Origin of the sequence: Paenibacillus sp. Leaf72, from assembly GCF_001422685.1 — a bacterium.
Classification (GTDB): Bacteria; Bacillota; Bacilli; order Paenibacillales; family Paenibacillaceae; genus Pristimantibacillus.
In genome coordinates this window covers 725856-739956 of the sequence record NZ_LMLV01000001.1, presented here as the reverse complement: position 1 = coordinate 739956, position 14101 = coordinate 725856, and the positions used below count along the sequence as shown (strand labels likewise).

At 50.4% G+C, this 14101-nt stretch carries 15 protein-coding genes and 1 other annotated feature; of the genes, 11 read left to right on the top strand and 4 right to left on the bottom strand.

Annotated features, from left to right (window positions below):
• Positions 1-99: 99 nt before the first annotated feature.
• From ASF12_RS03260 to ASF12_RS03245, 3 genes are all read left to right on the top strand, one after another.
• Entirely contained in the window at positions 100-1368 is a 1269-nt protein-coding gene (locus ASF12_RS03260) for a DNA polymerase IV (protein WP_056029456.1), read from the top strand.
• A gap of 131 nt (positions 1369-1499) precedes the next feature.
• The gene (locus tag ASF12_RS03255) at positions 1500-1733 is read left to right on the top strand and encodes a ferredoxin (RefSeq protein ID WP_046229957.1); all 234 of its coding nucleotides are present in this window, start codon (positions 1500-1502) and stop codon (positions 1731-1733) included.
• 1064 nt (positions 1734-2797) lie between these two features.
• Positions 2798-4210 carry a L,D-transpeptidase family protein gene (locus ASF12_RS03245; protein ID WP_081418581.1) on the top strand — a complete coding sequence of 471 codons (1413 nt, stop codon included), beginning with the start codon at positions 2798-2800 and terminating at the stop codon, positions 4208-4210.
• Here ASF12_RS03245 and ASF12_RS35160 read toward each other — a convergent pair whose 3' ends face one another.
• A complete protein-coding gene (locus ASF12_RS35160) occupies positions 4211-4351 on the bottom strand; it encodes a hypothetical protein (RefSeq protein ID WP_172455573.1) in 141 nt (46 codons plus the stop codon). It lies immediately after the preceding gene.
• A gap of 159 nt (positions 4352-4510) precedes the next feature.
• Between ASF12_RS35160 and ASF12_RS03240 the strand changes: the two genes are divergently transcribed.
• The 4 genes from ASF12_RS03240 (at position 4511) to ASF12_RS03225 (ending at position 7620) form a co-directional block, all read left to right on the top strand.
• Positions 4511-5608, top strand: a complete 1098-nt coding sequence (locus ASF12_RS03240; RefSeq protein ID WP_056029447.1) for a quinone-dependent dihydroorotate dehydrogenase — start codon at positions 4511-4513, stop codon at positions 5606-5608.
• An 18-nt stretch (positions 5609-5626) separates the two neighbouring features.
• Complete coding sequence (locus tag ASF12_RS03235; protein ID WP_056029444.1) at positions 5627-6430, top strand: GTP pyrophosphokinase; 804 nt, start codon at positions 5627-5629, stop codon at positions 6428-6430.
• Between the two features lie 86 nt (positions 6431-6516).
• Positions 6517-7272, top strand: coding sequence for a pseudouridine synthase (locus ASF12_RS03230; RefSeq protein ID WP_056029441.1), 756 nt, complete (start codon positions 6517-6519; stop codon positions 7270-7272).
• Positions 7273-7407: 135 nt separating this feature from the next.
• A complete protein-coding gene (locus ASF12_RS03225; protein WP_056029438.1) occupies positions 7408-7620 on the top strand; it encodes a hypothetical protein in 213 nt (70 codons plus the stop codon).
• Positions 7621-7712: 92 nt separating this feature from the next.
• On the opposite strand, the gene ASF12_RS33450 is transcribed toward ASF12_RS03225, so the two are convergent.
• Both ASF12_RS33450 and ASF12_RS03220 read right to left on the bottom strand, forming a co-directional pair.
• Complete coding sequence (locus tag ASF12_RS33450) at positions 7713-7805, bottom strand: sporulation protein YjcZ (RefSeq protein WP_081418580.1); 93 nt, start codon at positions 7803-7805, stop codon at positions 7713-7715.
• Between the two features lie 264 nt (positions 7806-8069).
• Positions 8070-9812: a DEAD/DEAH box helicase gene (locus tag ASF12_RS03220; RefSeq protein ID WP_056029436.1), complete on the bottom strand. Its 1743-nt coding sequence runs from the start codon at positions 9810-9812 to the stop codon at positions 8070-8072.
• 218 nt (positions 9813-10030) lie between these two features.
• Here ASF12_RS03220 and ASF12_RS03215 point away from each other — a divergent pair, with 218 nt between their 5' ends.
• From ASF12_RS03215 to ASF12_RS03200, 4 genes are all read left to right on the top strand, one after another.
• Positions 10031-10231 (top strand): YwbE family protein, encoded by a 201-nt coding sequence (locus ASF12_RS03215; RefSeq protein ID WP_056029433.1) that lies wholly within the window; start codon positions 10031-10033, stop codon positions 10229-10231.
• Between the two features lie 12 nt (positions 10232-10243).
• The gene (locus tag ASF12_RS03210; protein WP_056029431.1) at positions 10244-10546 is read left to right on the top strand and encodes a hypothetical protein; all 303 of its coding nucleotides are present in this window, start codon (positions 10244-10246) and stop codon (positions 10544-10546) included.
• Between the two features lie 168 nt (positions 10547-10714).
• The gene (locus tag ASF12_RS33445) at positions 10715-11989 is read left to right on the top strand and encodes a GNAT family N-acetyltransferase (RefSeq protein ID WP_056029427.1); all 1275 of its coding nucleotides are present in this window, start codon (positions 10715-10717) and stop codon (positions 11987-11989) included.
• Between the two features lie 27 nt (positions 11990-12016).
• Positions 12017-12493 (top strand): VanZ family protein, encoded by a 477-nt coding sequence (locus tag ASF12_RS03200; protein ID WP_056029424.1) that lies wholly within the window; start codon positions 12017-12019, stop codon positions 12491-12493.
• Between the two features lie 86 nt (positions 12494-12579).
• On the opposite strand, the gene ASF12_RS03195 is transcribed toward ASF12_RS03200, so the two are convergent.
• Positions 12580-13575: a lipoate--protein ligase gene (locus ASF12_RS03195; protein ID WP_056032755.1), complete on the bottom strand. Its 996-nt coding sequence runs from the start codon at positions 13573-13575 to the stop codon at positions 12580-12582.
• 274 nt (positions 13576-13849) lie between these two features.
• Positions 13850-14065 (top strand) — a binding site (T-box leader).
• The last annotated feature ends 36 nt before the right edge of the window (positions 14066-14101 follow it).

Genomic DNA, 14101 nt, shown 5'->3' with positions numbered 1-14101 from the left:
GACTTGCTACAGCGGCAGCGGTATGCTGATAAGTACAAATAAACAACGGTGGAGACATTGCGTTCAGGCGGATCTCCTCGCAGGTGGTGGAACCTTACAATGACGAATACGAATGAGCATTATCCGGCGAAGGGCCGCGTCATTTTGCATCTGGATATGAATGCCTTCTACTGCTCTGTCCATGAGGCGGAGGAGCCGGATAAATATAAAAATAAACCAACAGCCGTTGCTGGCAGCGTGGAGCTGCGCAAGGGCATTATCGTCACCTGCTCATACACTGCCAGAAAGCTTGGGGTCAAGACGGGCATGACGGTGCGGGAGGGGCTTAGACGTTGTCCTGAACTCATCCTTATTCAGCCGGACTTCCATTTATACCGCAAATATTCACGAGGTTTCATGACGCTTGCCAGAAGCTATACAGATTTGGTGGAAGCTGTTTCTATAGATGAATGTTATATGGACATAACCGGATCAAAAATATTCGGAACGCCGCTGGAAATTGCCAGCGTTTTGCAGGAGCGTATCCGTACGGAATGGCAGCTGCCCAGCTCCATTGGCATAGCCCCGAATAAGCTGCTGGCGAAGATGGCCTCGGATATGAAAAAACCAAATGGGATGACGGTGCTGCGGCTGCGGGATGTGCCCGAGCTGCTATGGGACAAGCCGTGCGGCGATCTATTCGGCATTGGGAAAAAGACGGCAGACAAGCTGGCTCGGCTCAATATTCGCACAATTGGACAGCTTGCCCAGACGGATGAACGGCTGCTCATTAAGCAGTTTGGCGTCGTTGGAGCGTGGATGAAAGGGGCAGCGAATGGCATTGACCACTCTCCTGTGAATGGAGAGCGGGAAGTGAACAAGTCGATCGGCCATACGACGACGCTGCCGAAGGATTTTATCGCAAGGGAAGATATTCACCGTGTTCTGCTTAATTTATCGGATCAGACAGCACGGCGGCTCAGACGGCAAAAACTGATGGCGCTTACGGTGCAAATTACGGTTCGCAGGCCGGATATGACGACCATCACCCGTTCGAATACGTTTCGCTCGCCAACGCATGCGATGGAAGATATTTTTCAGGAAGCGTGCCGCTTGTTCGACAAGCATTGGCCGGAGGGAGAGCCGGTGAGGCTGCTGGGAGTTACGCTGCAAAATTTGTCGCCTGAGGTGGATACAGCGGTCCAGCTGGATTTGTTCAATTATGAGGAGCAGCCGCGTAAGGAAGCGCTGACAAAGGCGATGGACTTGCTGCGGGACAAGTTTGGCGAGGATGCGGTGCTAACGGCGGGGATGCTCAGCGATGATCCTTCCGCACTTATTCGCAATAAGCGGTTGCGGGGCACTTCGCTGCAAAAGGAAGATTTTTAATCGCAGTGTCAGGTTGCCAAAGGCTGAATGATGGTATATATTGATGAATGAAGCTTTATTATTATGATGTCATTAACGGAAGACAAGCTATATAGCGGCATTATTCCGTCACTTTATGGGAGGTATTTTGAATGGCTAAGTACACTTGGGTAGAAAAGGATACTTGTATTGCATGCGGCGCATGCGGCGCAACGGCTCCTGACATTTATGATTACGATGATGAAGGTCTGGCAGAGGTGATTTTCGGCAACGACGGCAATAAAGGCTGTGTTGCAATCTCGGAAGATCTTTATGACGATATGCAAGATGCAGTAGACGGCTGCCCGACGGATTCGATTAAAATCGCGGACGCGCCTTTCAACTAAACCCAGCTTAAACTTAAACTCCCCAACTATGCAGAAGTTGCACTGCGTAGTTCGGGAGTTTTTTTGTGTGCGAAGAGGGCTTTAAATAGAAGGTCGGCAAAGCCGTTTGCACTTGAAATAGAAGGAAGGATAAGGCTGCCGCGTATCCTAATACTTCTATTTCTACGCGAAACGAGCTTTTGCCACCGAAGGATGGCAAAGCCGTTTGCACTTGAAATAGAAGAAAGGATAAGGCTGCCGCTTATCATTATGCTTCTATTTCTACGCGAAACGAGCTTTTGCCACCGAAGGATGGCAAAGCCGTTTACGCTTGAAATAGAAGAAAGGATAAGGCTGCCGCTTATCATTATGCTTCTATTTCTACGCGAAACGAGCTTTTGCCACCGAAGGATGGCAAAGCCGTTTACGCTTGAAATAGAAGAAAGGATAAAGCTGCCGCGTATCCTAAGACTTCTATTTCTACGCGAAACGAGCTTTTGCCACCGAAGGATGGCAAAGCCGTTTACGCTTGAAATAGAAGGAAGGATAAGGCTGCCGCTTATCATTATGCTTCTATTTCTACGCGAAACGAGCTTTTGCCACCGAAGGATGGCAAAGCCGTTTACGCTTGAAATAGAAGAAAGGATAAAGCTGCCGCTTATCATTATGCTTCTATTTCTACGCGAAACGAGCTTTTGCCACCGAAGGATGGCAAAGCCGTTTACGCTTGAAATAGAAGGAAGGATAAGGCTGCCGCTTATCATTATGCTTCTATTTCTACGCGAAACGAGCTTTTGCCACCGAAGGATGGCAAAGCCGTTTACGCTTGAAATAGAAGANAAGGATAAGGCTGCCGCTTATCATTATGCTTCTATTTCTACGCGAAACGAGCTTTTGCCACCGAAGGATGGCAAAGCCGTTTACGCTTGAAATAGAAGGAAGGATAAGGCTGCCGCTTATCATTATGCTTCTATTTCTACGCGAAACGAGCTTTTGCCACCGAAGGATGGCAAAGCCGTTTACGCTTGAGTCAAAAAAAAGGTAAATGTTGCCGATATAGTGTTATTGGACTTTGAGGGGGGTTAATGATGGAGCAATTAGAGGATAACCTCTATCTAAAGCAATATGTTAGAAATCATCCTGACAATAAAATGGCGTGGTATTTGCTGGGCAAGCAATATTTACAGCTGGATAAAACGGCGAAAGCGAATTATTGCTTCATTCAAGCAGGAGAAATTTACGAGGCGTTTGAGCGCAAGCCGCATCCGCTGGCCGAAAGCCCGCAGGAAATGCTGGAGGAATGGAATCGCCAGCAGCGTAAAAAACGGACGATTCGCCGCGCGATTATGGGAGCGATTTCGCTTGTGCTGCTGCTAATGGTTATGCCTTCAAACGCAAGCCAGCTGGCTGATCTCGCTGCGGCAGAAGCGAATGCTATTATCGATGCACCCATTGATCCAACCTTCGGCGTTGTGTTGACGGACAAGGGTGAGCGCAATCCAATTGGAAGCGCTTGGGAAGAGCTGCTGTCCTGGTCCAAGCGGCCGTCTGAAGCGGCTGTAGTCAAGCTGGAAGAGCAGGAAGGCTGGCGTAAATGGACAGGCAATCGCAAGCTGCTGATGTCGGTGGAGCAGCAGTCCGATTATGTACCGATGGAAGTTAAGATGCTTGATGGCGGAGTATGCAGCTGCAAGCCGACTGATGCTTCTACGGTGAAAACGAAGTTCATGGCTTGGAGCGAGCAACAGGAGGTTCGTTGGACGCTTGCCAGCGCCATCTATCAGTACAAGCGGATGAACGAGAAGTGGCCGGAAAAGCTTGATGATCTCATTAAGCCCTATCCCAACAATGTTTTGGCTGGTGACGCATCTGGCATGAAGGAGATGTTTAAGCCGCTAGTTGCTGCAATGAAAACGGATCAGTCAGGGACGAAACCGCCTGCGCAGCAGCAAAAAGATGAGGGTGAAAAGCCGCAGACTGATTCAAGTCAACGTCAATCGAAGTTTTTGCAAAGCAATTCGGATCAACTAGCCGGCGGAGTGGATGAAACCTGGCGCAAGCCGCTCGAAATCGTCGTTGATAAGTCAACGCACAGGCTTGCGGTTGTAAGTGGCGACATTATCGTCCGCAGCTTTAAGGTGGGGCTTGGCGGGGATAAAACGCCAGAAGGCAGCTTTTATATTAGCGAGAAAGTGAAAAATCCAAATGGGCGCGATAATGGCCAGTTCGGCAGCCGGGGGATGACGCTTTCCAGTACGCTTTATGCCATCCATGGCACGGATGAGCCGGATAGCCTCGGTCAGGACGAATCGCTTGGATGCATTCGGATGGGGAAGCAGGATGTAGAGGAGCTGTTTGATCTGGTACCGATGGGGACGGTCGTAAAAATTAAAAACGGGACTCTGCCGTCCGAAATTTCGGAATCCAAGGAGCGCTTCAAGCTGAATCCGAGTCAGGACGAGACGAATCCCGGTAAAGTGTATCACTGGCTGGGCTGATTAACCGCTAACCAACAACAAGACGGTGACGGCGACAATGACAACTCCAACAGCAGCACCTATCCAGACGAGTGCTTTCTTATTAACTTCCTCTGGCGCTTTTGCTTTCACTGTGGGTGGTTTGCGTTTGGGTGAACTCATGGCAATCAACCTCTTTCTAATAAGTAAGGAATATAGTCATATTGTAATCGTTTTCGGAAAGAGCCGCAATAACAAAGGAGCAGTATTGCCCTTTTCTTTTCTGGGCAAAAACGCTACACTATTGGGTAGGACATTTATTGTAGATCGGAGTGAGTGTAATTGCTTTATTCTTCATTGGGTAAGCCGATATTTTTTCGAATGGATCCAGAGAAAGCCCACCATTTGGTTATCGATGGTTTGCATGCTGCTGGGCGCGTACCTGGCATGACGAGCATCATGCATGCGATGTACGGGGTAAATGAGACGCCGGAGCTTGCCGTGGATTTATTCGGCATTCATTTTCCGCATCCGATCGGGCTTGCGGCAGGGCTGGATAAGAACGCGAAGGCGGCAGACGGATTTTCCAGCATAGGCTTTGGCTTTATGGAAGTAGGAACGGTAACGCCGAAAAGCCAGCCAGGCAATGAGCAGCCGAGACTATTCCGTCTTCCGCCAGATGAAGCGCTGATTAACCGGATGGGCTTCAATAATGATGGCGTTGATGCGATGGCAGAGCGGCTGAATAAGCGCAAAATACACCGCATCCCGCTCGCTGTCAATATTGGAAAAAACAAAGTAACGCCCAATGAGCTTGCGCATGAGGATTATCGCTTATGCATTCAGGCGCTGTATGGGCAGGGAGATTTTTTTGTCGTCAACATTAGCTCGCCTAATACGCCGGACTTGCGTGCGCTGCAGCATGGGGATGAGCTGAGACTGCTCCTTGATACCGTTTTGGAGGAAATCAGGCAGCAGGCGTCGAAATCAGGTAAAAGCGCGAAGCCAGTGCTAGTCAAAATAGCTCCGGATATGACGGATGAGCAGCTTAAGCTGACGGTAGCAACCATTAAGGACAGCGGCGTTTCCGGCATTATTGCGACGAATACGACCGTGTCACGCACTGGACTTACTCATTCGAACGCTGGGGAAATGGGCGGCCTCAGTGGCGTGCCAGTGCGCGAGCGATCGACGGAGGTTATTCGTGCAGTTTACCGTCAGACGGAGGGCAAGCTGCCGATCATTGGCTCGGGAGGCATTTTCACTGCCGCTGATGCATACGATAAAATCCGCGCTGGGGCCTCGTTGGTTGAAGTATATACGGCCTTAATCTATAAGGGCCCAGGCTTGCTGCGTGAACTGACCAGCGGCTTGAAAGAGCGCTTGCGCAAAGATGGCTACCGCAGCATAACGGAGGCTATCGGCGCAGACCATAGATAAGATGAGGAGGCGGCCCTGATGGATGGACGAGACTGGAATCTATTTTTACAGCCATACGAGCAAACAGTTGAAGAACTCAAAGTTAAATTTAAAACGCTGCGCGTAGAGCTGAAAAGGCGGGAATCCTATTCGCCAATTGAATTTGTCACAGGCCGAGTGAAGAAGGTTTCGAGCGTTTTGGAGAAGGCAAGGCGGCTGCATGTGCCAGCGGACCAGCTGGAGCAAGGGATTGAGGATATTGCGGGCATTCGCATTATGTGCCAGTTCGTCGATGATATTCACCGGGTTGCCGGATTAATTCGTTCGCGCAAAGATTTAAGGCTTGTGAATGAGAAGGATTATATTACGAATTACAAGGATAGCGGTTATCGCAGCTATCATATGATCGTGGAATATCCTGTCCAAACGGCGCTCGGTCAGAAAAAAGTATTGGCAGAAATTCAGATTCGCACACTGGCGATGAATTTCTGGGCGACGATCGAGCACTCGCTGAACTATAAATATAAGGAAAGCCTGCCTGAGGACGTGCGTCTGCGTCTCAAAAAGGCGGCGGAGGCAGCCTCATCCCTAGATGAGGAGATGTCGAGCATTCGCCATGAAATTTTGGATGCGCAGCGCGGCTTCGAGGAAAGCTCGAATGTTGTCAGCAAAGTGCTCAGCACGATACAGGATCTTTATTTTTACCACCGTGTCCGGGAGGCAGCCCAATTTCAGATGAAATTTAATGAAATGTGGGAGCAGGAGGATTTGTTTGGGCTCCAGCAGCTTGCTCTAGACGTTGAAGCGGCGGTTTTGCGGGCGAAGAAAGGTACGCAAAGCTAATAACAAACCTCCAGTGGCGCACAAGCGAGCGCCTTTGGGGGTTTGTTGCATAAAGAGGGAAGCAGATATTTGAAGGAGAGATCGTTTTGGCAGCAAAAATAAGGCTGGACAAGCTGTTGGCCCATACGGGCAACGGCACGAGAAGTGAAATTAAAAAATTCGTGAAGCAGGGGCTCATTACTGTTGACGGAGCTGTAGTCAAGGATAGCGGCATGATCATTAATCCCGAAATGCATGAGGTCAGGTTTGAAGGACGGCAGGTCAATTACCGGGAATTTGCTTATTTTATGATGAACAAGCCAGCAGGAGTCGTATCGGCCACGGAGGATCGCAAAGACGAGACGGTCATCGATTTGCTCGAAAATGAAGATCAAGCGATCCAGCCTTTTCCGGTCGGACGTCTGGACAAGGATACAGTTGGCCTGCTGCTGTTGACCAATGACGGACAGCTAGCCCACGAGCTGCTGTCGCCGCGCAAGCATGTGCCCAAAACGTATGAGGCGGTCGTGCGAGGCAATGTAGGCCGTGCCGATCAGGATCAGTTCGCTGCGGGCGTTGAGCTGGATGATGGGTATGTGACGATGCCTGCCCGTTTGAATGTACGGAGTCAGGAACAGACGGATGCTGGCGTTATGTCGATGATTACGCTAACGATTATGGAAGGGAAATTCCATCAGGTGAAGCGGATGTTTGAGGCAGTAGGCAAACAGGTTGTTCATTTAAAACGAGTGGCCATGGGCCCTCTGGCGCTTGACACTGAGCTGGAAGAGGGAAGCTACCGCGAGCTGACAGAAGGCGAGCTGGAGCTGCTTCGCACTTATCGACGGACAGATTTGCAATAATGACGTGCCATACAAAATAGCATGTAAAGGTTCAACATAAGCATAACAGTGGCAGCTTTCCAAGCATGATGAATGAGACAATCTGTCGGCATCATAGGGTAGGTTAATAAATACCATTCCTGAGGTGATTGCTGCTTGCGCGTCCAAACCTTTAAAGTATACGTCATTACTTCAGCAGATATTAGGCGTTTCATCCTAATTGAAATCGTAATCGGCATGCTGACATACAATGTGGGGCTTAAGCTGCTTCATAACGCTATTTTGGCAGGAACGTTGAGCTTTGCAGGAACCGAGAGTATTAAGCGGAGCTTGCGGCTGATCAGGCGTAAGGGTGAAAATAAAAAGTGAGCTTTGCTCCTTGCATAGCAGGAGCAGTAAATCGCAGAAAAAACCGCCGGGAGCACGAATCCTGGCGGTTTTTTTACGGTGTTGGGTTAGGATTAGTACAAAAATCCTTTAGTTATGATGACCAGAAGAATAAACAGGACCAGGATGGCACCCGTCGATGTGAAGCCTCCATGTACACCAGACATGCTAATTCCTCCTGTACAGTTAATTTCCGGCTTAGGGTGCTGCTTCATTTAAATGGTCTTTTCCCTGCCGCTCGGTATACAGTATTGTATGTTTTTCGCCCTGTTTGGAATGGACTCCTGTCATGGGTCATTTATAATTGGGCGCTAGTAAGGCCGCTAACTCCGGCGGTTTATGATGGATGTTACTGAGGCGAATGCCTGGGAAGGATGAAAAAAGCAGCCTTCGCCGATAGGAATCGACGGAAAGCTGCTTGAAAGGTAAATTTATCTTTTGCGACCGCGACTGTTTCCAGCTCCGCCGCCACGGGAAGGGCTGGATCCACGGCTGGAACCGCCTGAGTTGCGACCGCCGCTGCCAGAACCAGAGCTGCGTCCACCAGAACTGCGTCCGCCAGAGCTGCGTGGTGCACCTGAGGAGGAACGTTCGCTGCGCTCACCGCCGCCAAAGCTGCGAGGACCGGCAGGACGTTCGCTGCGCTCACCGCCGCCGAAGCTGCGAGGACCGGCAGGACGTTCACTGCGCTCACCGCCGCCGAAGCTGCGAGGACCGGCAGGACGTTCACTGCGCTCACCGCCACCGAAGCTACGCCCTCCATTGCCGCCACGCTTGCTTCCAGTATCGCCGCCGCTTGCTGCTTCCCATGGGCTGCCGCCGCCGGACTTGCTTGGAGCTGTTGACCGTTCAGCCTGCTGCCCACGGCCTCTGCCGCCAGCTTGCTGGCGTCCGCGTCCACCGGAGGATTCGCCGCCTCGGCGAGCTTGCTGGCCGGATCGTCCCGAATCGCGTCCGCCACGTGCTCTGCCGCCGCGCTCTGACGAGGACGAATCTCCGCGGCCATATGCTTTGGCTGGAGCTGCTGAGCGTTTCGTGCTGTCAGCTGTTAATTGGCCTTCTTCATCAATCGTAAAGCGCTGCAGCGAAGCATCAATGCTGCGCTCAATATGAGCAACAGCGCCGCGATCATGCGGCGAAGAGAGAGTTACCGCTGTACCGCGCTGTCCTGCACGACCTGTACGGCCGATACGGTGAATATAAATTTCCGAATCCTGCGGCACATCATAGTTGTATACATGGGTGACGCCTTCTACATCAAGCCCGCGTGCAGCGACATCCGTTGCGACGAGAATTTGCAGCTTGGCATCGCGGAAACGCTTCATAACTTGCTCGCGCTTCGCTTGCGTCAAATCGCCGTGCAGCTCGTCCGAAGGAATGCCCTTATCCTGCAGGGCAGCATTCAGTTTTTTGGCCCGCACCTTCGTCCGGCAGAAAATAACGGCCAAATAAGGGTTATGCTGCTCAATCAGCTGCATAACGGCACGTTCACGTCCGCGATCTGTCGTTTCAATGACGAATTGCTTAATGTTGTCCAGCGTTACATGCGTGCTTTGAATACGAATATCGACCGGCGTATTCATATAGTTGGCAGCAAGGCGTTTAATCGCTTCTGGCATCGTAGCCGAAAACAGCATCGTCTGGCGAGCTCTAGGCATATGCGCGATAATGTTCTCGACCTCTGGCAGGAAGCCCATATGCAGCATTTGGTCAGCCTCATCAAGCACGAGCATTTTCAGCTTGCCCAGGTTGATCGTCTCCCGGCGAATATGGTCAAGCAATCGTCCAGGTGTTGCTACAACGATATGGGGAGCATTGTTCAGCTTGCGAATTTGTGCGACAACATCCTGCCCGCCGTAAGCAGCTAGCACCGTAGCGCCAACGGTCGGAGCAAGCTTCGTCAGCTCGCTCGTAATTTGAATAGCGAGCTCACGGGTTGGAGTCAATATAAGCGCCTGCACCTGTTCCTTGTGCACTTGAATGCGCTGCAATATAGGCAAGGCAAAGGCAAGCGTTTTGCCTGTTCCGGTTTGAGCTTGGGCAATGACGTCTTGTCCCGCAAGCAGTACGGGAATCGATTTCTTTTGAACCGGGGTTGGCTCGGTAATTCCGTTCTCATGGAGACGCGAGGCCAGCTCCGGCATGACGCCCATTGCAGTAAAATCAGTTGACATTAGACAATTTCCTCATTTCATAAAACATCGTTTGGTGTTAAGTATAACAGGTTGTACCCATCATGTGCATCTTTCCTGCACATATGCTATGCTATTTTGAAGAAAAGTATAAAATATTTCAAGGTGAAACGGCTGTAGCCATCCTCTGGCGGCGCAGCGCTGTCTTAATCAAGTGCATACTTTGGTCACTACGCTTTTTTGAAAAGGAAGGTTAACGTATGAACGGAACGAATCGCGCGGCAATCAAGCCGGGCCAGCAGGTCGACATTGTGCTTAAGCAGGATCAGCGTACAGGTAAGCTGACGAGAGGCATCGTCAAGGATTTGCTGACGAACTCCGGCACGCATCCGCATGGCATTAAAGTTCGGCTGACGGACGGGCAAGTAGGCCGCGTTAAGCATATTTTACCAATGGAATAAGGAGATGGACGGGTGGCATTTGGCATATCCAGAACCGAAATGAATGCTTGGAAGGAACGGGTGCAAAGCGGCGAAATCGCTTTTTTGACGCATTATTGGCTGGACCCGCGCTTTCCGGGCATGAAGACGGTAACGAAGGTAGGCTGCTCCAATATAGACAAGCTGGCGGAATGGTGCACGTCCTATGGGCTCGATCCCCGGTATATTCACTACCGCGACAACTATCCGCATTTTGATCTGTTTGGGCCTAAGCAGCGTCCAATCTTAATGGCGGAGCAGCAGTTCGACCAAATAACCCGCTTTAGATTGCTTTAATGGTAATTGGAATGGCATTGCCGCCGTCAGGGCGGCTGTTTTGCTTCGACAAGAGGGCGGAATGATTGCAGGGCATGCAAATTGCGAGATTTTATTTTACAAGCTTTAATGAAACGAATCGTAGAAAAAAGTTCAAATATTGGATAGCAAAGCGAGGGAGAACGGTTCATGGAGCAGGAGCAGGAGCAGGAGCAGGAGCAGGGAAAACAGCAGTTGCTCAAGTATTTTCAAGAATGGATTACGTTTGTGGAAGGGCTGGAGCAGCGAGAGGAAGCGGTGTGGGAGCTAAGCTTGGCTCCGGGAAAATGGTCCGTTCGCGAAGCCGTCGCTCATATTGCGCTTTGGGATCGTTATTTTCTTACGACGGCAATTGAGAGATTAAGCCGGCAGCAGGAGCTGACGCTCAAGCATTTGGATTATGATGCATTTAATGAAAATGCCCGCCTGTATGGTCGTTATACTTCGATTGCGAAGCTGATCAGGCAGACGATTCAAGACCGTGAAGCGATTGTTGGGATCATCCAAGCTTTGCCGGAGCAGCATTATGCGGCTGAATACATAGACAGCGATGGGCATCCATTCCGGCTGCAGGGATACTTGACAGATTTTATCGCTCATGATCGGCATCATATGGGCCAGATAAAGCAGCTTTTGGACAGCGCCGCATTAAAGTCGTCATCTGAGGAGCAGCTGCATCTCAAGCTGGAGGAGCTGTCGATGAATGCTTGGCCTGCGCTTCAGGTGCTGATGTATGAGGGGTGGCAGCTGCGTCTGGCGAATGGCTATACAAAACGGTCAAACTCCATCGTGCCAGCAGCCTGCAGCGGGGAAGTGCTTTCGCACAAAATCACCTATGGAGAAGCTTTTTATACGGCGCGTGGAATGGATACGGCCTATAAAATCACGCCATTCTCCCAGCCGCCGGAGCTGGATGAGACGCTCGCGCTGCGAGGCTACGACAAAATAGATCCTGTCTATGTCAAGACGGCGCCCCTTGCTCAAATGCGAGAACCGGCTGGCGGGCTGGACGTTCGCATAGGCACTTTTTTAAGTGAAGCTTGGCTGGAAGCCTATATGTCGATGGCGAAGCATACCGATGATGAGCGGCAGACGCTTAAAAAAATGTTCGCATCACCGCCGTTTCAGACGGGCTTTGCTGTGCTTTATGTAGAGGGAGTGCCCGCGGCTTGCGGTATTGGCGTGATGGAGCGAGGATATATCGGTCTGTATGCCGTCGTGACCTCACCAGTTTTTCGCAGGCGTGGATTTGGCGAGCAGCTTCTGCTGCATATTTTGCAGTGGGGCAAGGAGAATGGGGCGGAGCACAGCTATTTGCTCGTTACGCATGCCAATGATGCGGCTAACCGCTTGTATGACAAGCTAGGCTTTACGCTGCAATATAACTACTGGTATCGGGTGAAAAAATTACCGGCGTCCCATTAACCCGGGCGAAGTGGAGGGGCGATTACGTTGAAGCAGGCAGGCGGAAAATTCGATTCCTTTACTCAAAAAGTGACAGCCGTTCTTATTTTCGTTTATACGATATGGCTCATTTATGCAATGTTTTTTGGCTTTGGCCGGCAGGCGAGAAGCGGTACTGTGCTGCGATATAATGTCATTCCTTTTTCAACCATCAAGCTTTATGTAACGAACTTTCATCATATGCCCTTTATCGATTGGATCATTAATATGGGCGGTAATATTGTCGTATTTGTACCCTTTGGCTTGGCGCTTCCGATTGTTTTTCGCTGGCGGCTGGGCAAGGTGCTGCTGTCGTTTGTGCTGTTTATTACGCTGCTGGAAGTGCTGCAAATGCTTACGAGGCGCGGCAGCTTCGACATTGATGATATTCTCATGAACAGCGCAGCTGTTGTTCTTGGCTATGGCATTGTTTTCTGGTTTCGGAAGCTGGCAGTTGGCAAAAGAGGCATTCAAAGAACCTATTGATGATTCCATTCTATCGGGGGACATCAGGGGACATAAACAGCGCCCCGGACTCTCTTAATAAGAGAAGGCCGGGGCGCTGTTTATTTTTATTCGAAAATCAAGCCCATTAAGTCTTCCTTCGTTACTTTGCCGAAATAATAGCTTAAATCGATCTCGCCGAGCAGCTTGCCGAGTGCAGCAGCTTCATAACGCTGACCGATGAGCTGCTTGGCAAATTCGCTGCTCTCGCCACGACCGAAGAAATCGCCATATACGGCGGCATCTGCAATTAGACCTTCCTCAACTTGCAGGCGTACATCGAACGTTCCAGCTCCTTCGATCCGCTTCGTCTGGCGCATATTGAATGCTGGAGATCGGCCATAATTCCAATCCCAGCTGCGATAGCGCGTTTGTGCCAGCTCGCGGACATCCGCCCATTGCGCCTCGGACAGCTCGTAGTAAGGGATTTCCTCACTGCCTTCAAAAATGGAAGCAAGCACGCTTTGGCGGAATTCATCAATTGTAATCGGCTCTGCCAGAAACTCGGAAATGTTGGCTACGCGGCTGCGAATCGATTTTGTCGCTTTCGACACGTATTTTTCAGGATTCGCTTTCAAAGCCGATACGACATTTTCAATTTCGGAATCAAACAGCAAGGTGCCATGACTGAACATTCTGCCGCGTCCTGAAAATTGTGCGTTGCCGGAAATTTTACGTTCGCCTACTTGAATATCGTTGCGGCCCGTAAGCTCAGCCTGAACGCCAAGCGCGGCTAGTGCTTTCACGACCGGCTCGGTAAATTTCTTGAAGTTATGGAAGGATTGGCCGTCGTCGCTCATGATGAAGCTGAAATTCAAATTCCCTTCGTCATGATATACGGCTCCGCCGCCGGACAGCCGGCGCACGACATGGATGTTGTTTTCCTCTACGTAGCGCGGGTTGATTTCTTCCAGCGTATTTTGGTTTTTGCCAATAATAATGGAAGGCTCATTAATATAAAACAGTAAATAATCGTCCTCCGGCGGCAGCGACCGTAAAATATATTCTTCCAGCGCCAAATTAAGCGCAGGGTCTGTTATATGGTTGTTGCTTACAAAACGCATCATAACGATTCCTCCGAAAATAGTAATGGGTTGCAAAAGCTTGCTGCTCCTATTATACCCCTCCTTGGGGCAAATGCCATGGATAAATGAGAGCGGCTTTTTCACCCGCAAGGAGAAAGGCGGTTCCTCGCAAAAAATGACTGACGTTCAAGCATCGTTCATCTAAGCATGCAAGAAGTGAGTGTATTGGGATAAAAAGGGAGCAACTTAGAGGCTTGTCCCTTGACATCGCGTCAAAGCTTCATTATAATCGGAACTAATTCTTAAAATGTCACATATGGCGTTGATAAGGAACAGTAGTATCGCGGGGCATGGCTTAGAGAGCCGGCGGATGGTGCAAGCCGGACCTGCAGCGATATGAATCTCACCTTGGAGCTGTGCGCGCAAGCGTACCGTAAGGCCTGCGTTAAAGGCAACAAGTGAGCACTCGGCAAAGCATGTCCGGGGGCTAACTAGGGTGGTACCACGGGAGACAGCTCTCGTCCCTAGCGATCATACGCTAGGGGCGGGAGCTTTTTTGCATGGA